Origin of the sequence: Alkalihalobacterium chitinilyticum, assembly GCF_029028005.1 — a bacterium.
GTDB classification, from domain to species: Bacteria; Bacillota; Bacilli; order Bacillales; family Bacillaceae_F; genus Alkalihalobacterium; species Alkalihalobacterium chitinilyticum.
Window position 1 is genome coordinate 32,697 of record NZ_JAOTPO010000023.1, and the last position, 18,276, is coordinate 50,972.

Genomic DNA, 18,276 nt, shown 5'->3' on the forward strand with positions numbered 1-18,276 from the left:
AAAAGAGGTTCTGCTCTAGGGCTTTTAATAGTGCAGAACAGAAGGTTATTACTACTTTGATGTAATGAAGCGGTATGTAATTATGAATTTTAATCTAGTAATAGAATAAGAATACAAGGAATAATTTACAGTTTAGTATTAGGGGTTTATTATAAAATTAATTACTAAATATTTTATAAGGGAGATAGTCAATAGTATATATTTACATAGTAAATCAAACATCCATGATTACTGAAAATATCGTGACACAGTAACCTTTTTTACCCTACCTAGCAAGCAAGTAAGCATGGTAACATTGGATATTTGTATAGACTTCATTTCTTTTGTAATTAAAAGCATTTAACAATCGAATCAATTAAGTTCGTTCTGTGGAAGCACTTCTAATTCAGATTGGTCAGCTAAAACAACCTGAAAATAATCCTCCTCCTGGATCTCACAATAGCCACTTTCATAGATCCAAAAAATCGTATAAACCTTATTGTTGTATCTAACTTTTGTTCCAATCTTCATCTTGCTAACTCCCCCTATAAACCAAAATCTTTATTTGTCTACTCAAATATATGTCTAGGTTTGTCAAATATTCGTCATGTTTCCGATTTTTTAAATTTAAAAAACGGGAAACTTGTCGATAAATGACGAATGACACTTCCATTAAGAAAGTGTCATTGCTATTGCATTCTTATTAAATTTCTAAAACTTTAAGTGTCAACTCATCCTCACCGAGCTTCTTCAGCTCCAGTAAAGGAAAGTGACAATACATTTTTTGATTAGCATATTTAAATTCAATTACCGACTGAAAGAAATCTTCCCGACGTTGTGAGATCAGTCCATGATAAAAGTAATGAAATCCCTTTATAAAGTGGGGTTGAGAATTTAAATCAACCTTATTAAGTATATCTAGTGCTTTTTCATGCTCTTTTTTTTGAATAAAGTAGAAGGCAATTTCATGTTGGTCAGATACGTTTTCCGACTCAAAATCTAAAAAATCGGGTTCTTTATGCCAATAATTTTGCAGAAAACTAATAGTCTGTTTTGTTGCACCTAAGTTATCTGAATTGTATTTTAAATATACTTCGTATGCTTTTAACAAGTAGGAATGAGCTTTATCATAACTTTCACTAATAAATAATATGCCTAGACTCTGAAAGGCAACTGCTTTCGTTAACTCACTCACTGCATTTTCGATCACAATATTCCCATTCTTGATAGCTTCTTCGCGACTTCCTATATACATGTTAATAAGACCAATTCGGCATTTTAAGGACTTTCTTAAGAAAGGATATTTCTGAATGTCATTAATGCCGTCTTCTATAAGTACAGCGACTTGTTCACATCGGTCTACCATTTTCATATCGTAATAATTATATATCATAAATACTTTTGATAATACCTTCATTTCTTGTGTTTTTAGTACTAATTCATCGAATAATATATTAGCCTCATTTGGTGACATTTCACCTTTCATTGCCTGTTGATCAAGTTCATATACTTTAGCCCATTCACGGCTTTCTGCATTTTTACTTTCTTTCAGCTTATCAATCATGAATTGTTTTAAATCATTTAAGCGATTGACAGAGGCATACTCAAGACTTATCCTTGCTGTTTTACCATTCGGATTTACTTCCCTGAAGTATCGGTCCATAATCTCAAATTCCTGATCAGGAAACAGGTGATGTACTATAGCTAATAAGCCTTCTATGTTATCGAATTCACGATCTTTTTCATTGATAAATTTGTATAAAGATGACTTACTCTTGAGGCCTGAAATAGTTATTAACTTGTTAGCCAGCCCTTTTTCTATTTCTATTTGGTTTTTAAGCAATTGCTTTAACATGTTTGTGTTGAGCCCTTTCATTCAATTCATAAGTGGGTAACCTTAAAATATTGAATAGATAGTTAGTACAATTATAGCACAAAATTATTAAACTTGATATTTATTCTAGATAAAAGGAACTATTTTATTACTGTTGTAATAGGAACAATATTTTAAACTTTCTTTTAAAACCTAGCTATACTATCAAAACATTATGTAGAGGTAAAGAGTCCATTAATTTAAGTCTTTACGAATTTCTCGAATTACATGCCCTAATTCAGGAATAATAATTCGATTCATCGCTAGTTTCACCGCTCCTGATGACCCTGGCATTGAAAAGATAGCTTTCGTTCCAAATACTCCTGCAACCGCACGACTTAAGATTGCTGCTGTTCCGATATCTTCAGCATAGCTTAAGTATCTAAAAATCTCTCCAAACCCTGGCATTTCTTTATGTAATAAATCTTTCACAGCTTCATATGTAGTATCACGCAAAGCGATTCCTGTTCCGCCATTTAATAGGATTGCATCTATATCCGCTCGTGTTTCTGCTTGCTTTAACAAGGCTTGAATACCTGCGTATTCGTCTTTTACAATTTGATATTCTGTTACAACGTGGCCAGTTTCTTCGAGTAATGCTTTAATTAATCCACCACTTTTATCCGTTGCAGTTGTTCTTGTATCTGAAACCGTTATAATCATACAGTTCACTGTTTTAGGTGCTTCTTTTTTATGTTCAAATGTAGACATAGCTACCCTTCTTTCTCTAACAATAGTTTGCAAATAAAATTATACCAAAACCTTAAGTAAATTACATATTTATCTTGTTATTTAGCATTTTATGTTCTGTTCATGTTAAAATTGTAACAGCTATTTAAGGAGGAAAAAATATGAGTGAACTTACCCATTTTAATGAACAGGGACGTGCCAAAATGGTCGACATCTCAGAAAAAGTAGTAACCTCGAGAAAAGCTGTCGCTCATTCAAGTATAAAATTAAATCAAGAGATTTATACAAAGATAATTGAAGGTTCATTTAAAAAAGGCGATGTCCTTGCTGTTGCTCAAGTTGCGGGAGTAATGGCAGCTAAAAATACAGCCAATTGGATCCCAATGTGCCACCCATTACAATTAACTGGCGTGGATATTTCATTCGAGTGGAAAACAAATGAACCTGAATACTACGAGCTACATATTGAAGCTACGGTTAAAACAACAGGTAAAACTGGTGTTGAAATGGAAGCCTTAACAGCAGCTTCTGCTACCGCATTAACTGTTTATGATATGTGTAAAGCGGTTGATAAAGGCATGATCATTGGTGAGACATTTCTCATGCAAAAGTCCGGTGGAAAAAGTGGAGATTTTTCACGAAGCAAAACCTTAGATGATTAATTCCAAAGCTTGAATAAGAAAGAGGTTTAGCAGATGCTAAACCTCTTTCTTCTATTATACATTACCATTAACCAACAGTTGTTTCTAAGTCTTCAATTGGCTTTTCTAAATATTTGCGGTCTTTTCGAGCATTGAAACGGTCCGCTTTTTCGACTGAAACGACAATATTGTAATCTGGAATACGAGCGTACTTTTCATAACGTCCTCTTGGAAGCAAGAAGTTTCCTTCAGGGAAGTGTACTTCAACATTTCCACGCGCGATATCCACAAATTTTGCTCTACCTTGGAATACTCCGAATCCGTTATGAACGACAACACCTTCCCCTTCAGTAATGCGTAATTCTTTCGCATCTTCTGCATTCATTAATACATCATATCGTTCCGCATTATTGAATGAGTCTTTTGTGCTGTATACCATTGAGTTGAACTGTTTTCCGCGACGAGTCGTTAACAAGTATTGGCCTTTGTTCTTGCCTAGATCAGGGATTTCAACAGGAATTAAGTTTCCTTTTCCATCTGGAGTTGGACAAATTCCATCTTCACATAACCACGCTCCACCCCACTGGAACACATCTCCCTGTTTTTTTAGATGTTGTACGCCTTCATAGCTTGGGTTCGCCTTAGCAATTTCTGCACGAATTTCATCAGCATCTTTGAAGTCTACTAAATGTGCCATCATCGGATTTACACGTTTCGCTAAATCAATATAAATTTTCCACTCGGTACGTGCTTCTTCAATTCGATTTTTATTTCCTTCAATTTCAGGAGAGAAATAAACCATTCGCTCCGTAGAAGTTGAGGTACCGCCACCTTCTTGCTCATAGCGTGTTTTTGCTGGTAATACGATAACAGCTTCTTTTGCATCAATAAGTGTTGAAGTATTTAAGATAATATCCTGATGTACTCGGATTTCAAGTTCAGATAAAGCTTTTTCAACAAAGTTAGGGTCTGGCATCGTTTCTAGGAAGTTACCACCAGACATATAATATAACTTCACTTTTCGTTCATGTCCTTCTGGAAGAACGATATTTTCAAGTGTAATCCCTACCGTATCTCCTTGCCATTTCGGAAGCGTAAAGCCCCACAGCTTTTCAATACGTTCAATGTTGTCCCCATAAAAGTCTCCGCCAGGAAGAACGAAAGGATCGGCTCCCATTTCTCCACTACCTTGTACACTAGAGTGACCACGGAATGGCATTAAACCCGCATGTTTTCGCCCTAAGTACCCACGTAATAGTGCAAGGTTCGCTACTTGTGAAATGTTATCTGTTGCAAACGAGTGCATGGTTAAACCTAGTGCCCAAGCAAATACTGCATTCTTACTTTTTGCTAGTAACTCAGCTAGTTCAATAATTCTTTCTTTCGTAATACCAGAAGACTTAATGATGTCTTCCCAGTTTTGTCCTACAACATTTGCTTTTAAATCTTCATAACCGTTCACGTGCTTTTCAACAAACTCATGGTTAATCGCAGAACCGTGAGCTGTTTCTTCCATCTCAAACCAATGCTTCATAATACCGTGCATGAACGCAATATCCCCACCAATGTTAACTTGATAGAAATCGTCAGCAAGTTTCGTTCCAAAGAGTGCTGACTCTACATTCGAAGGAATCCAATAATTCTCCATCGCTGGCTCTCGATATGGATTAATAACAATAATCTTCGTTCCTCTTTTCTTCGCTTCCAACATATACTTAGAAGATACAGGTGAAGCGTTAGAAGCTACACTTCCCCAGAATAAAAGAACATCTGTCCCAATCCAATCTTGATAGTTTACAGTAGATGCTCCTACCCCTATCGAACGCTTTAAAGCCGTTTTACTCGGTGAGTGACAAATACGTGATGCATTATCTATATTGTTTGCTCCTAAGAAACGAGCTACTTTACCGGCTACATAATACGACTCATTAGTGATACCACGTGAAGTTAAATAGAATGCATATTGTTTCGGATTTAATTTTTTCATTTTCTCCGCAACCATATCCATAGCATCATCCCAAGTTAAGCGGGAGAACTTTCTCTCTCCTTTTCTGCGGATTAATGGATATGGAACTCTACCTAACTTACGCAGTTCTGTACTGTCATACTTCTTCAACTCATCGATATCAGCATGTAAAATCTCTTCCTTAATCGCTGGCATTGTATTTAGACGAAGAACGTTTAAACGTGTTGTACATAAGTGCGGGCCTGTTAAGGTTTGGTCGTATAATCCAGCAACTCCTAATGCACAGCCGTCACATACTCCCTTAGATATAATTCTTGAAGCATAACCCAGATTGTCTTTATTTTCCCAAGCCACTTTAATAGAATCGCGAATATGTTTTGGTTTTATTTTACCTAATCCAAAAGGAACTGGACTTACCCAAAGACTCGGGTCTGGCATTTTCGCTTTTTTCATTGGTCCTGGATGTTTTGTTTTTCCCATGATTAACACTCCTTAAATTCTTGCATAACCTATTATTTATTACTTATTTATATTCACAGTATTTTAGAAATAAAAAACCACCGAAATTCCTTTTTCTATGATGAAAAAGGTAAATCGGTGGTTGAGTCTTCGGCAGGATCGCTGCTAAGTACCAAACCTAGCTATTCGGTTTACAAAATTTCTCTTCTATATCTTCATCAAATACAAAGATGGACATGCCTAAATCTTTTTCAATATTAATATCAACAAAGAGTTCGACAAAATTACATTGTAAAAACTCTTCCATCTCAGCAGGCGGGTTTTTACGGTACATTTCTTTGACCATCTCTGTTCTCGCAGCACGAAGCATTTGTTTACCTTCGTCCGCTGTTGCGATAAATTTTTCAATCGGAGAAAGGTTCCCTTCCATCTCGCAAATCGCCCAGTTTTTACAAAACTTTGTATTGATTTTGCTAGGGCCTTTCCCCATATGTTTTTTTCGAAAAGAACGTACTAAATTACTAAACTCAGCTTCATACTTGTTCATTTAACGTCAACCCTTTTAATTATTCTACTAAAAGAGTAGTCTTCTGAACATTAAATGTCAACTTGCCAGCTTGTTTTGGGATGCATTTTGTTCTTCTCTAAGTCTCTTAATATCTAGGCGAATAATTAAAGATACAGCTAATGCTGCAACAAACATCGCTGCAAAGATATATAGTGTTCCTGCATAACTATTTGTCGTTTCACGTACATAAGAAGCAATGATCGGACCAGCTAGTCCAGCAGCAGCCCATGCTGTTAAAATGTACCCGTGGATGGCCCCAAGTTGCTTTGTTCCAAAAAGATCGCCGATATAGGCCGGGATAGAAGCAAATCCACCACCGTAACAAGTTAAAATTAAAAATAGTACGACTTGGAATAAAATTGCATGAGTAATACTCGGTAATAATAAGAATGTTACAATTTGAATAGCAAAAAATGCTGTGTAAACATTGGGTCTTCCGATATAGTCAGAAATCGATGCCCAACCAAGACGGCCAATTCCATTAAATAATCCCATTAAACCTACCATTGTTGCAGCAGCTGCCGCTGACAGACCTGCAATTTCTTGTGCCATTGGAGATGCAACAGAAAGAACTGCAATACCACATGTTACATTAATAAATAACATAACCCATAAATAGTAGAAGCGCTTTGTTTTAATAGCTTCGTTTGCTGTTAATTGAGATAAGTCGGCTGCTGGCTTTTTAGCACCTGAAGCGACTTGTTGTTTAAATCCTTCTGGCATCCAGCCCTCTGGCGGACGCTCAAGATAAAGTGCTGAACCAGTCATAATTACAAAATAAACAGCTCCTAAAATAAAGAACGTATTCGCTATACCAACTGAACCAATTAAGTTCGCCATAATCGGGCTGGCAATCATAGCGGCAAAACCAAATCCCATAATCGCAAGGCCTGTTGCAAGACCACGGCGGTCAGGGAACCATTTTACAAGTGTGGAAACTGGTGTAATATAACCAACACCTAATCCGATACCACCTAAAGCTCCGTAAGTAATATAAAACATAGTTAAACTTTCCATGTTGATCGCTAGTCCAGCACCAATTAAACCAATCCCAAAAAATGTTGCTGAAACGAGCCCTGATTTACGAGGTCCGTGCTTCTCGACAAAGTGCCCCATAAATGCTGCTGATAATCCTAAAAATAAAATAGCAATACTAAACGTTAATGATATTGCACTTAAACTCCATCCGAACTGCTCTTGAAGTGGATTTGTAAATACACTCCACGCATAAACCGACCCGATAGAAATATGGATTCCTACCGCGGCTAAAGCGATTAACCAACGATTTTTTGTCTTTCCCACTTTCATCTTCCTTTCGCTTCTCTCTCATCTATTTTGGACAATAATAAAACCGCCGCAAGTATCTTACGTTTTGATCGAAAACGTTTTCACACGTAACATTTCAATCTTAGTAAGTATACAGCGACGGTTAGTGGCAAGCAGGAGCTCTACTTTATAACCAACGTATTCGCGTTAATCTAGTAAACATTTAAACCGATGACAGGTTCGCTATCTCAGATCTTAAATGTTACAGATTTATGAACAGTTATAATATAACTCGGTTTCATTACAATTTCAACACTTATTTATTACGATTTCAGCAAATCGTGTAATAATTTTTTAAAAAATTTTTAATAATGTCGGGTGACATTTACATAGATAAATGGTAATACATTTAACTTGTCTAATAGATAAGAATGTGTTTATATTGTTTAGTAATTAAGAAAATGACTTGGGGTGGAACGGAATGGACGGACAAATGAGTACAAAATGGCCCATTGTAAAGTATGAAGACGGCCAACTCAACCATACAGATGATGAAATCGTTATTGAATTCCCGTTAACGATTCATGTAAATAATGATGAATTTGCAACGATGGTTTGCAGCCCCACTCATTTTGATGAAATGGTCATTGGATTTCTTGCTTCTGAAGGAGTTATTCGTACGAAAGATGATGTAAAAAGTATGAATATTGATGAAAGTAAAGGCTTTGCTTACGTTGATTTGCATGCAAATCAAATAACAAGCCAACAATACTATTCAAAGCGATTTATCGGTTCGTGCTGCGGGAAAAGCAGACAGTTTTATTTTCATAATGATGTTCGGACAGCGAAAACGTCCACTTCGACTACTACGATTACAGCTAAACAATGTTTAGACTTAATGAGAAAAATGCAACAAAGTAGTGTTATCTTTCAATCAACGGGCGGTGTTCATAATGCTGCAATTTGTGACTCTAATGGAATTATTGTTGATCGCTCAGATATCGGGCGCCATAATGCACTCGATAAGCTGTTTGGGCACTGTATTATAAATCGAATTCCAGTTCGAGATAAAGTGCTTGTTTTTAGCGGAAGAATTTCATCTGAAGTCCTCACGAAAGCGGCAAAAATCGGTGTTGGTATCGTCCTTTCGAAATCTGCTCCTACTGACTTAGCAATTAAACTTGCACAAGACTTAAATATAACAGCGGTTGGGTTTATCCGTGGATCTTCTTTTAACGTCTATTCTCATCCGAATCGGATTATTGAAGGTTAGAAGTAAAACCAATAGTTTACTTCTATTTTACGATAATTGAGCTTTTTACAAGCTATATGTTACGATCTTATATTAAGGATTCTGATGAACGCTCATATTTATTATTATAAGTAGAGGAGAGGAGGCTGCTATCGTGAGTAAAAGCCAAAGTGTCTATGACCAATTAAAACGGCCATTGCGAGATTTACGTATTTCAGTGACAGACAAATGTAACTTTCGCTGTTCGTATTGCATGCCTGCCGAACTGTTTGGACCCGACTATCCATTTTTAGAACGGCATGAGATTTTATCCTTTGAGGAAATTGAACGATTAACTAAATTGTTCGTCAATTCTCTTGGTGTTAAAAAGATAAGAATTACCGGTGGCGAACCGTTAATGCGGAAAGACTTGCCTCAACTTATTGAGAAGATTAATAAAATTGACGGCATCGAAGATATTGCAATGACAACAAACGGTGTGCTTTTACCTAAATATGCAAAAGCTTTAAAAGAAGCTGGCTTGATGCGAGTTTCTATCAGTTTAGACTCGCTGAACGACGAATTATTCGGTAAAATTAACGGTCGAGGAGTTTCGGTCAAAGCTGTCCTTGATGGTATTGAAGCAGCTAAAGAAGCTGGCTTAACTGTTAAAATAAATATGGTTGTTAAGCGTGGGATGAACGAAAAAGAAGTTGTTCCTATGGCTAAATTTTTCCGAAAACACGGTCATATTCTCAGGTTTATAGAATTTATGGACGTTGGAAATACAAATGAGTGGCGCCTTGATGATGTTTATTCAAAAAAGCAAATTATTAACGATATCCATGAAGTTATGCCACTCGAACCAATTGAACCAAACTATGTCGGTGAAGTTGCAACACGATACCGATACGTTGATTCAGATGACGAAATAGGAGTTATTTCTTCAGTCACCGATGCATTTTGTAAGAGCTGTAACCGTGCTAGAATATCGGCAGAAGGAAAACTTTATACGTGCCTGTTCTCTTCTAGCGGTCACGATTTACGTGAAGTTGTTCGCTCTCCCCTTTCTGATAAGGAAGTTTCAAAACATATAGAAAGTATTTGGGAAGGTCGTAAAGATCAATATTCTGTCGATCGCAGCTACCTGAAACACAAACGAAAAAAAATCGAAATGTCCCACATCGGCGGTTAACCCCCGGTGCCAGGCACCTTTATCCTAGCACAGTGTTAAAGGTGCCTGGCACCATCATTACAGTAACGTGGTAAAGGTGCCTGGTACCACATTTCAGCATTCAAAAAGGAGTGGTAGTTATGAGTTCGTGTAAATTGGATCATCCTTTAGAAGATGTGCGTAAAAAGTTAGCGGATCAACAAGCGTTTTTGCCGACTGAACTATATGAGGCTACTGAGCAATTTTTAAATGAGCCTCTTAGTCAAACTCAACTGAATGAACTGTTTCATTTACTTAAAAAATATGATTTAGCATCACAAGAAGAGCAACAAAACCGAAATCAAAAACTAAAACAGCTAATGCAATAAGAAAAGAGATGGACCTTTTACAAAAGGGCCCATCTCTTTCTCTTTATATCTAAAACTTTTGTTAAGCTTCTTGCTTTTTCTTTCCATTTAGTGAAACTAGCCCGTACAATATGAGTAACTGCTCCTTTTTAGATAACCGTCTCCATTCGCGCACCTTAAATAACACAACTTTTTCCTCCCATTCCTAATGCTATATCTTTTTCACTTATAGTTGGATCTAGGAAGTTATCGATTAAAATAGAATTTTTTAACGTTATATTACAAGTACCCGACTTTTGCAACATCTAAACTCTTTTCTAAAATAATTTGATAATAATGTTTGTGAAAACCCTGCATAAAAAAAAATTGATTACATCAATCTGTTCGAGCACTTAAAAAAACATATCAATTACAATTATTAGATCGTCAAGTACGTTTACAATTGACCATTTTCCCCACTCAATCTATAACCGCTTCTGCAACGTCTCTCTCCAACTATCTGATAGTTCGTCTAAAGCTAGAACTGCTTTGATCCCTTCAATATTATCTTTTTCCTTAAACATAATTGTATTTGCAAAGTCAACACTTACAGCATTGGGATGACGTTCAAGCAGTTCAATTGGATCATTTTCTTCAACAAACCCTTCTTCCAACACACGAAAGTAATATCCAGTATACCCTGTTTCTTGGACTCGCACGACAAGGTCATTGACATCATTTCTTTTAGCTAACTTAAAACAAGGCTGGCGCGGTTGGCTCACTTGAACAACGACGTCACCAACTTTATATGTATCGCCTATGTAAACTTCTTTTTCAACCATTCCTTTGACCGTTAAATTCTCACCAAATGCACCATTTGTCATTTCTTTATTAAGATCTTGTTTCCAATAAGCATAATGCTCGTACGGATAGACACATACAGCCTTATCTTTTCCACCATGGTTTTTCAAATCAGCTTGTCCATCGCCCTCAACATTCAGTTTTCCAATGAAAACTGACCCTTCAACTCTTGCTTTATATATACCTGTTGTTAATTCTTTTCCGTTATGATCAATTGTCATTGGTTTTCCGATTTGTATTGACATACAAGTCATCGCCATCCAGGGTCACTCCCATCTTGTTCTCATTTTGCTAATTTTACCATATTGAGAACATCATATCTATTCCGGTCTTAATGTGATTAATGTAGCTCATAATAGAATGAAAAAAGTGCTTGATAAGACTACCTTACTCTTAAATAAAAAAGATCAATCCATCACAATCAAAAAAAAAAGCTACTCATACATCTCGGTATCCAAGCACCTTACTTTTCCTTTTCTTTAATCTTCTCATAGATGCTTTCTAATTCTTTCAAAGACAGTTCTCCTAATGAATTTTTGATATCGTCTTCAATGATTTTACGATTACTTTCACGGTATTCATCCCACCATTCTCGTAATCCTTCAGTGTGATTAAAAAGGTATTCTATATCTATCTCTTCAACATCATCATCAGAAAGATAATTAAGGACGGCTGCTAACAAACGGGTAAGCCTCCCAACTTCATCACCGTTCTCGTCCAAATTTTCTATTACTTCTTCTGTGCCTTCTTCTGCTGGTTTTGGTTTACGTGGCATGATTTTCCCTCCTCAGTGACTTTGAATTAGTTGTTTTAGTATTACCTATCATGCAAATGAGCTATACAACTTAACAAATTAACAAACACTCTTTATTCATAAACAACCTTAACTAAATAAAATAAATACCCAAATCGTCTGACATGGGTATTTACTCATCAATTATTGTTTTGTCGTTGATACTTTATTTCCCACTTGCTCATTAATCGAGGAGAGGATTGCATAAAGAGTGCGTATAGTCGGTGTTGGAACACCTAAATCGCTTCCTTTACGAACAAAATATCCACAAAGGGATTCAACCTCCATCTTCTTTCCACTTTCCCGATCTTGCAGCATTGAGGTTTTATGGGCTCTTGCTACTTCAGATAACGGAAAAATTTGGTCCACCCATTCTTGTTCAAAAGTAATACCTAAAGCTCTCCCTACACTAAGGGCTTCTTCTAAAATAGTTTCAGCCGTCGTACGTAGATGCTTTTCATCAAGGATATCCCCTACAGAAGCTAATGCTGCTGCAGATAATGGGTTAAACGTAGCATTCCAAAGTAATTTGGCCCACTTTTTTTCTACTATGGAGTCAGCAATTTCAACATCTACGTTTGCTTGATGAAGTAGATCCCTCCATGTCGCAGCACTACTGTTCGTTTCCGATAAAGCACCCATCACAATGGTTTGTATTTCATGAAAGCGCTGAATTACACCTGGTTCAACCACTTTTGTCGATACGTATGTAACTCCAGCAACGATTCGATTTTCTCCTAACACTTCAGCCAACACTTCCTCATTATCTACCCCATTTTGAAGTGTTAATACAGATGCATCCTTTTTTAAATAAGGAGCAATCTCTTCAGCTAACGTTCTCGTTTCTGTTGATTTTACCGTAAATAATATAAGATCTGCTTTTTCAACAGCTTTAATATCATTTGTAAATGCTCCATAAACCGTATATGTCTCTTGAGGTGATCGAATTTCAAGTCCTTTTTCATTCATTTTTTCTAAATGGGCTCCTCTAGCAATGAACGTTACGTCAAGCCCTGCATTTTTTAGGGCTGCTCCATAATAACCTCCAACTGCACCTGCACCTACAACACATATTTTCATAATTTCCCCTCCGGTTTTAAGATGTTTCATTTTCTAAATAAAGAAAAGACTAATTTGCGGGATAAACGCGATTGCCAATAACGAAATAATAAAGGCAACAATAAAAGGCACAGCTTTCCTGCCAATAACAGTAATTGGAATTTTCGTCATTGCACTAGCTATATAAAGATTAACGCCTACTGGTGGTGTTACATAACCAATCGCTAAAGCAATAATCATGATTACTCCAAAATGAATAGGATCGATTCCTACTTGCATAACAACAGGTAAGAAGATCGGTGTAAGAATTAAAATAGATGCTAGTGTTTCCATAATCATCCCGACGATCAATAAGAAAAGGATAATTAAAAGAAGAATTAATATTTTATTCTCTGTCAAAGATGTCATCATTGATGCCACCGATTGAGGGATTTTCAATAGAGTTAGAACTCTACCAAAAACACTCGCCACTGCTACTATTAAAATGGCAGGTACGGTTACCTTAATGGACTCCTGGAGAATTAATAAGTAATTTTTAAAATTGACAGTACGATACACAAATGCACTTATACCGAGCGCATAGACAACCGCGATCACCGCCGCTTCTGTCGGTGTAACAATCCCGCCATAAATTCCGCCTAAAATAATAACTGGAGCTAATAGGGCAAAAAAACCATCTTTAAACGTCTTAAAGAACCCATTTTTCTTCATATCATTATAGACAGCCATAATCTGTTCTTTATTTTCACCTTTATTTTTACAGTATATATAGGCATAAATCATTAAAGCTAGTCCAATGATAATTCCTGGCATTATCCCAGCAATAAATAGATCCCCAACCGATTGATTGGCTGACATTCCATAAATAATAAACGGAATACTTGGTGGGATTATAACACCTAACCCGCCAGACGTAGCAATCATCGCTGTACTAAACCCTCGATCATAGCCAAGTTTCGTTAAAATCGGAATAGCCATTGCTCCAACCGCTGCTACAGTAGCCGGACTTGAACCCGATATTGCTCCGTAAAAGAGACATGTAGTAATTGCTGCAATCGGAATTCCGGCTGTACGATTTCCGAACATGTAAATAAACACATTAAATAACCGTTCTGACATACCACCTTTAGCCATAATTGTACCCGATAAAATGAATAACGGTACCGCTAGCAACGGATAACTGTCTAAGGATGAGACCATATTACGTACGATGTAAGAAAGGTTGACACTAATGTCTAAGACAGACCCTGATAAAATGGTAATAAAACCAAGGGATATTCCTATGGGAATTGTCAATGCCAATAAAATTACTAAGAGAAGAAATAATAATATAATCATAGAATCTCCCTTTCTTTTCCTCTTATAGTTCTACAGATTGCTTATTTTCCGGAGCCAGTTTACTTTTCTGTGTGACTTTTAGAATGTACTTTTGTATGATACGTAAAGCCGTTAATCCAAAACCAACCGGCAAGGCTAAGTAGACATATTTAAAAGGGATTCCTAACGCTGCACTCGTTTGCATCGTGCCAGAAAGATTGTTATAGACGTCAATCCCACCAATTACCATAATTACACTAAATAAAAAAATAGCAATATCTCGCAAAACCGCAAACATGGATTGAATTTTAGGACTTACATATTCTAACAGGATATCTATTTTTAAATGAAGATCTCCTTTTGTCGCATAACTAATGCCGATAAAAGCGATCCAAATAAATAAATATCTACTAATCTCCTCCGGCCAAGAAAGGGAAGCATTCATCACATACCGCATAAAAACTTGAGAGGACATAATAACAACTAAGCTGCACATGGTGATAGAAATAAGCATCATTTCAAAATGTTTATCCAGCCACTTGATGTATTTCATTAGGATCACATCCAAACTCGATAGTTTTAATACGAGACTGACCGTGAATAGTGAGCCCCAAATTTATAAAGAATCCCCCTAATAAACTTGTGCTTGCTATTAAACAATCAGCCCCACATTATTTACGATTAACAATATTAATAGCTTTCTGCCTCTGAAATCATTAGATCAACTAACTCATCTCCAACTTGTCCACGAATCGTTTCAATTACAGGGCTTGTCTTTTCTCTGAATTTCTCTAGCTCGTCATCAGTAATTTCATTAACCGTTAATCCAGTATCTTTTAACACTTGGATGTACTCTTCATCTTTTTCATCTAAGAAATTTGTTCCAAATTCGACAGCTGATGCAAACCCTTCATCAACAAGTGCTCGAAGATCTTCTGGAAGACTATCATAAAAATCTTTGTTAATGACAGCTTGAAGAGATTGGAAAATACTCTTGATGTTCGTTACGTGTTCTTGTGCTTCATGGAATTTCATTAATACTGTTAGCTCATACGGGTTTTCTTGTGCATCTACGGTTCCTTGTTGTAATGAAGTATACACTTCATTAAAAGGAATCGGTGTTGGATTCGCACCTAACGCTCTCCAAGCTTCAATATGATTTGAATTTTCTAGCGTTCTAATTCTCAATCCTTTAACATCTTCTACTGACGTAACCTGGACCCCATTTGTAGATAAGATACGGAACCCTTGGTCAGTAAAACTCATCAGCTTAAAACCCTTCTCTTCATAGTATGGTGCTATCTTTTCAAACAAAGGACCATCTGTTCTAAATACGTGTCTGGCATGTTCTTTTGATGTGAATAAGTATGGGATATCAAAAACTGCTACTTCAGGAACAAAGTTTGCTCCTACTCCAGTCGAAGTTATTGTTGCAGTAATATCCCCGTTTTGGACGCCTTCTAGAATTTCCCGCTCGCCACCTAATTGAGCATTAGGATAAACTTCAACTTTAAGGCGTCCCTCACTTTGTTCTTCCACTTCTTCTTTAAATTTGAGAAATGCTTGATGTAAACCGATCGCCTCGGAAGCTACGTGTGCCATTGTGATTGTGTAGGTTTCTCCATTACTAGAATTACCATTGCTATTACCTTCTCCAGTATCATTATTTCCGGAACTTTCATTAGATGAACAAGCTGCCATAATGAGAAGGATTATTGTTATGAACATTACTAATTTAACTTTATTAAATCGCTTCATTTTATTTTCCTCCCTTACTAGGTATGATGCGCTACTGAGTAGTTTACTCTAATAGTGTTCGGAATTCGTCACTATATAACATCAGAAGATTACGGAAGCGCTTACATATTAGTGATAAATTTATCGACTTATTAATCACCATGGTTAAATACAATAATTTATCCGCTTCATACTGCAAAGCTAACTATGCTCCACCAAGTGACGAATTCCTTTAAGTATAAACGGTAACTAATCTTAATAATTATTAATCGACTAAATCAGGCTGTTCTTTAATGATACGATCCCAAAGCGGCTGGAAACTAAACCATCCGGCTAAGTCTGAACCTACTTGTTTACTCGTTATTTTTGCATAATCCTTATCAATTAAAACTGGAGTTCCTGCTGCTTCAGCCATTAATTGTGCTTGAGCAGAACGTTCCATCGTAATAAACCACCATGCTGCTTCATCAACTGTCTTTCCTACTGTTAACAAGCCATGGTTTCGCAAAATTGCAGCCTTATGCTGACCTAATGCCTTTGCAATTCTATCGCCTTCTTCCGTATCTAAGACAACTCCTGTATAATCATCGAATAAAACATGGTCGTCGTAAAAAGCACAAGCATCTTGGGTAATAGGATCTAGTAATCTCCCCAAAGAAGACCACGTTTTACCATACGTCGAATGAGCATGAGCTGCTGCAACAACGTCAGGACGAGCTGCATGAATTTGAGAGTGAATGGCAAAGGCAGCGCGATTAACAGGACGCTTTCCTTCAACCACGTCTCCTTCATGATTAACTAGGATAAGATCAGATGCTTTAATTTGACTAAAATGCATTCCAAATGGATTTACCCAAAAATGGTCTTTTTCCCCCGGATCACGTACTGTAATATGTCCTGCTACCCCCTCATCGAAACCAAACTTAGAGAACAATCGAAACGAGGCTGCAAGGCGTTCTTTTAAATGATTACGCTCCTCTTCCACCGTTTTAAATTTTGGCAATAGATCCTCTAACGACATAAAGTTTTCATACGTTTTTCCCATTTCATTCACTCTCCTTCTAAATTTTAAAGAATTACTTAAAGGTAATACGAGTAGTTACACAACCAACAAACTAACCGGTCAGTATGGAAGGGTCAAAAAAATAAAAACAAACATGTAAGTTTTTATTTCATAATTGAGTGTTTACACTCAATCAGCACTCCACCTCTCTAGAGAGGTAAAGCTTTTTAACTTCCCCTTTTTTAACCAAAGCTTGGTATTAGTAACAACTACCAAGTAGTATACTATAAATTTCTAAAAATAGCATTAAATTTTATTAATTTTCAGAATTAATAGTATTCAAACGCTTACATTTGAGATTTCAGTAAACTAAATATATCGGATATCAGTACAATACTACTTTTTCAACATTTACAAACCCTTCGATCTTAAGGTAAAATTAAAGTAATTAAATGAAGTGGTTTTCTAGGGTTCCGCAGTTAATCTGGTCTGGTCCGAGAGAAAACGCACAGTTCTTATAACTGTGTTCACGGAGGGACAAAAGCCCGGGAGGATATTACTTTTTAATATCTTCTCGGGCTTTTTACATTGAACAAAAAGAGGTGATTAGATGTCAAAAGTATGGTTTACGGTTTTTATTGCTGCATTTTTTGAAGTCCTTTGGGTCATTGGCTTGAAGCATTCTTATAATTTATGGACTTGGGTTACAACAGCCATTGCTATTTTTGTTAGTTTTTATTTAATGATAATGGCGGCCAGCAGACTTCCTGTTGGTACGGTTTATGCTGTTTTTGTAGGGTTAGGAACGGTTGGTACAGTAGTAGCTGATATCATCTTTTTTAATGAACCCTTTCAACCTGTAACAATCATTCTTATTTTATTTTTATTAATTGGTGTCATTGGTCTCAAAGTTGTTAGTCCAAGTGAGACAACAGTGAAAGGAGACGAAGCATAATGGAGTGGGTGTATCTGACTATAGCTGGCATATCAGAAATGATCGGGGTTGTAATGATCAATAAACTTCATAGAGATCGCAATTGGCGAGCATTAGTATATTTACTTTCTGCTTTCGGCGGAAGCTTTCTATTTCTTGCCCTTGCGATGCAAAATCTACCGATGTCTACAGCATATGCGGTTTGGACTGGAATTGGAGCTGCTGGAGGAGCTATCCTAGCGATTATTTATTACGGTGAACCGAAAAATGTATTTCGTTTATTTTTCATATTTATTATTATCGGTGCGACGATTGGTTTAAAATTAGTATCACCAGTTTAATTAGTGATGGTGTTGTTTTAATTACAATTAATATTGTATGCAATCGAACTTCTAAGAA

The 18,276-nt window shown here is 36.5% G+C and carries 19 protein-coding genes and 1 riboswitch; of the genes, 6 read left to right on the forward strand and 13 right to left on the reverse strand.

What is annotated here, in order from left to right:
- Positions 1–351: 351 nt before the first annotated feature.
- The 3 genes from N7Z68_RS21485 to N7Z68_RS21495 all read right to left on the reverse strand — a co-directional run bounded on the left by N7Z68_RS21485 (position 352) and on the right by N7Z68_RS21495 (position 2,563).
- A complete protein-coding gene (locus N7Z68_RS21485; RefSeq protein ID WP_275120521.1) occupies positions 352–510 on the reverse strand; it encodes a hypothetical protein in 159 nt (52 codons plus the stop codon).
- A 172-nt stretch (positions 511–682) separates the two neighbouring features.
- A complete protein-coding gene (locus N7Z68_RS21490) occupies positions 683–1,834 on the reverse strand; it encodes an AimR family lysis-lysogeny pheromone receptor (protein WP_275120522.1) in 1,152 nt (383 codons plus the stop codon).
- 213 nt (positions 1,835–2,047) lie between these two features.
- Entirely contained in the window at positions 2,048–2,563 is a 516-nt protein-coding gene (locus N7Z68_RS21495) for a MogA/MoaB family molybdenum cofactor biosynthesis protein (protein ID WP_275120523.1), read from the reverse strand.
- Between the two features lie 140 nt (positions 2,564–2,703).
- Here N7Z68_RS21495 and moaC point away from each other — a divergent pair, with 140 nt between their 5' ends.
- Positions 2,704–3,204 carry a cyclic pyranopterin monophosphate synthase MoaC gene (gene moaC / locus N7Z68_RS21500; RefSeq protein ID WP_275120524.1) on the forward strand — a complete coding sequence of 167 codons (501 nt, stop codon included), beginning with the start codon at positions 2,704–2,706 and terminating at the stop codon, positions 3,202–3,204.
- A gap of 67 nt (positions 3,205–3,271) precedes the next feature.
- On the opposite strand, the gene N7Z68_RS21505 is transcribed toward moaC, so the two are convergent.
- The 3 genes from N7Z68_RS21505 to N7Z68_RS21515 all read right to left on the reverse strand — a co-directional run bounded on the left by N7Z68_RS21505 (position 3,272) and on the right by N7Z68_RS21515 (position 7,478).
- Entirely contained in the window at positions 3,272–5,629 is a 2,358-nt protein-coding gene (locus N7Z68_RS21505) for an FdhF/YdeP family oxidoreductase (protein WP_275120525.1), read from the reverse strand.
- Positions 5,630–5,786: 157 nt separating this feature from the next.
- Positions 5,787–6,155: a Na-translocating system protein MpsC family protein gene (locus tag N7Z68_RS21510; RefSeq protein WP_216831293.1), complete on the reverse strand. Its 369-nt coding sequence runs from the start codon at positions 6,153–6,155 to the stop codon at positions 5,787–5,789.
- A 57-nt stretch (positions 6,156–6,212) separates the two neighbouring features.
- Positions 6,213–7,478 carry an L-lactate MFS transporter gene (locus N7Z68_RS21515; RefSeq protein WP_275120526.1) on the reverse strand — a complete coding sequence of 422 codons (1,266 nt, stop codon included), beginning with the start codon at positions 7,476–7,478 and terminating at the stop codon, positions 6,213–6,215.
- Positions 7,479–7,923: 445 nt separating this feature from the next.
- Here N7Z68_RS21515 and fdhD point away from each other — a divergent pair, with 445 nt between their 5' ends.
- The 3 genes from fdhD (at position 7,924) to N7Z68_RS21530 (ending at position 10,215) form a co-directional block, all read left to right on the forward strand.
- Positions 7,924–8,715 carry a formate dehydrogenase accessory sulfurtransferase FdhD gene (fdhD, locus tag N7Z68_RS21520; protein ID WP_275120527.1) on the forward strand — a complete coding sequence of 264 codons (792 nt, stop codon included), beginning with the start codon at positions 7,924–7,926 and terminating at the stop codon, positions 8,713–8,715.
- 130 nt (positions 8,716–8,845) lie between these two features.
- The gene (moaA, locus tag N7Z68_RS21525; RefSeq protein ID WP_275120548.1) at positions 8,846–9,868 is read left to right on the forward strand and encodes a GTP 3',8-cyclase MoaA; all 1,023 of its coding nucleotides are present in this window, start codon (positions 8,846–8,848) and stop codon (positions 9,866–9,868) included.
- A 119-nt stretch (positions 9,869–9,987) separates the two neighbouring features.
- Positions 9,988–10,215: a hypothetical protein gene (locus N7Z68_RS21530; RefSeq protein WP_275120528.1), complete on the forward strand. Its 228-nt coding sequence runs from the start codon at positions 9,988–9,990 to the stop codon at positions 10,213–10,215.
- Between the two features lie 443 nt (positions 10,216–10,658).
- On the opposite strand, the gene N7Z68_RS21535 is transcribed toward N7Z68_RS21530, so the two are convergent.
- The 7 genes from N7Z68_RS21535 to N7Z68_RS21565 all read right to left on the reverse strand — a co-directional run bounded on the left by N7Z68_RS21535 (position 10,659) and on the right by N7Z68_RS21565 (position 16,985).
- Entirely contained in the window at positions 10,659–11,294 is a 636-nt protein-coding gene (locus N7Z68_RS21535) for an MOSC domain-containing protein (protein ID WP_275120529.1), read from the reverse strand.
- Positions 11,295–11,497: 203 nt separating this feature from the next.
- Entirely contained in the window at positions 11,498–11,809 is a 312-nt protein-coding gene (locus N7Z68_RS21540; RefSeq protein WP_275120530.1) for a hypothetical protein, read from the reverse strand.
- Between the two features lie 162 nt (positions 11,810–11,971).
- The gene (locus N7Z68_RS21545) at positions 11,972–12,907 is read right to left on the reverse strand and encodes a ketopantoate reductase family protein (protein WP_275120531.1); all 936 of its coding nucleotides are present in this window, start codon (positions 12,905–12,907) and stop codon (positions 11,972–11,974) included.
- 33 nt (positions 12,908–12,940) lie between these two features.
- The gene (locus N7Z68_RS21550; RefSeq protein ID WP_275120532.1) at positions 12,941–14,224 is read right to left on the reverse strand and encodes a TRAP transporter large permease; all 1,284 of its coding nucleotides are present in this window, start codon (positions 14,222–14,224) and stop codon (positions 12,941–12,943) included.
- Between the two features lie 22 nt (positions 14,225–14,246).
- Positions 14,247–14,756, reverse strand: coding sequence for a TRAP transporter small permease (locus N7Z68_RS21555; protein ID WP_275120533.1), 510 nt, complete (start codon positions 14,754–14,756; stop codon positions 14,247–14,249).
- A 137-nt stretch (positions 14,757–14,893) separates the two neighbouring features.
- Entirely contained in the window at positions 14,894–15,961 is a 1,068-nt protein-coding gene (locus N7Z68_RS21560; protein WP_275120534.1) for a TRAP transporter substrate-binding protein, read from the reverse strand.
- Between the two features lie 244 nt (positions 15,962–16,205).
- Positions 16,206–16,985, reverse strand: coding sequence for a class II aldolase/adducin family protein (locus N7Z68_RS21565; protein WP_275120535.1), 780 nt, complete (start codon positions 16,983–16,985; stop codon positions 16,206–16,208).
- A 412-nt stretch (positions 16,986–17,397) separates the two neighbouring features.
- Positions 17,398–17,497: riboswitch (guanidine-I (ykkC/yxkD leader) on the forward strand.
- A gap of 56 nt (positions 17,498–17,553) precedes the next feature.
- Between N7Z68_RS21565 and N7Z68_RS21570 the strand changes: the two genes are divergently transcribed.
- The gene (locus N7Z68_RS21570; protein ID WP_275120536.1) at positions 17,554–17,898 is read left to right on the forward strand and encodes a DMT family transporter; all 345 of its coding nucleotides are present in this window, start codon (positions 17,554–17,556) and stop codon (positions 17,896–17,898) included.
- A complete protein-coding gene (locus N7Z68_RS21575; RefSeq protein WP_275120537.1) occupies positions 17,898–18,218 on the forward strand; it encodes a DMT family transporter in 321 nt (106 codons plus the stop codon). Before N7Z68_RS21570 ends, N7Z68_RS21575 begins: the two co-directional genes overlap by 1 nt.
- The last annotated feature ends 58 nt before the right edge of the window (positions 18,219–18,276 follow it).

What these genes read in the sequence shown, in the direction of transcription:
- N7Z68_RS21485 (WP_275120521.1), bottom strand. Translation starts at nt 510, where the DNA reads ATGAAGATTGGAACAAAAGTTAGATACAACAATAAGGTTTATACGATT.
- N7Z68_RS21490 (WP_275120522.1), bottom strand. Translation starts at nt 1,834, where the DNA reads ATGTTAAAGCAATTGCTTAAAAACCAAATAGAAATAGAAAAAGGGCTG.
- N7Z68_RS21495 (WP_275120523.1), bottom strand. Translation starts at nt 2,563, where the DNA reads ATGTCTACATTTGAACATAAAAAAGAAGCACCTAAAACAGTGAACTGT.
- moaC (WP_275120524.1), top strand. Translation starts at nt 2,704, where the DNA reads ATGAGTGAACTTACCCATTTTAATGAACAGGGACGTGCCAAAATGGTC.
- N7Z68_RS21505 (WP_275120525.1), bottom strand. Translation starts at nt 5,629, where the DNA reads ATGGGAAAAACAAAACATCCAGGACCAATGAAAAAAGCGAAAATGCCA.
- N7Z68_RS21510 (WP_216831293.1), bottom strand. Translation starts at nt 6,155, where the DNA reads ATGAACAAGTATGAAGCTGAGTTTAGTAATTTAGTACGTTCTTTTCGA.
- fdhD (WP_275120527.1), top strand. Translation starts at nt 7,924, where the DNA reads ATGGACGGACAAATGAGTACAAAATGGCCCATTGTAAAGTATGAAGAC.
- N7Z68_RS21530 (WP_275120528.1), top strand. Translation starts at nt 9,988, where the DNA reads ATGAGTTCGTGTAAATTGGATCATCCTTTAGAAGATGTGCGTAAAAAG.
- N7Z68_RS21535 (WP_275120529.1), bottom strand. Translation starts at nt 11,294, where the DNA reads ATGGCGATGACTTGTATGTCAATACAAATCGGAAAACCAATGACAATT.
- N7Z68_RS21540 (WP_275120530.1), bottom strand. Translation starts at nt 11,809, where the DNA reads ATGCCACGTAAACCAAAACCAGCAGAAGAAGGCACAGAAGAAGTAATA.
- N7Z68_RS21545 (WP_275120531.1), bottom strand. Translation starts at nt 12,907, where the DNA reads ATGAAAATATGTGTTGTAGGTGCAGGTGCAGTTGGAGGTTATTATGGA.
- N7Z68_RS21550 (WP_275120532.1), bottom strand. Translation starts at nt 14,224, where the DNA reads ATGATTATATTATTATTTCTTCTCTTAGTAATTTTATTGGCATTGACA.
- N7Z68_RS21555 (WP_275120533.1), bottom strand. Translation starts at nt 14,756, where the DNA reads ATGAAATACATCAAGTGGCTGGATAAACATTTTGAAATGATGCTTATT.
- N7Z68_RS21560 (WP_275120534.1), bottom strand. Translation starts at nt 15,961, where the DNA reads ATGAAGCGATTTAATAAAGTTAAATTAGTAATGTTCATAACAATAATC.
- N7Z68_RS21565 (WP_275120535.1), bottom strand. Translation starts at nt 16,985, where the DNA reads ATGGGAAAAACGTATGAAAACTTTATGTCGTTAGAGGATCTATTGCCA.
- N7Z68_RS21570 (WP_275120536.1), top strand. Translation starts at nt 17,554, where the DNA reads ATGTCAAAAGTATGGTTTACGGTTTTTATTGCTGCATTTTTTGAAGTC.
- N7Z68_RS21575 (WP_275120537.1), top strand. Translation starts at nt 17,898, where the DNA reads ATGGAGTGGGTGTATCTGACTATAGCTGGCATATCAGAAATGATCGGG.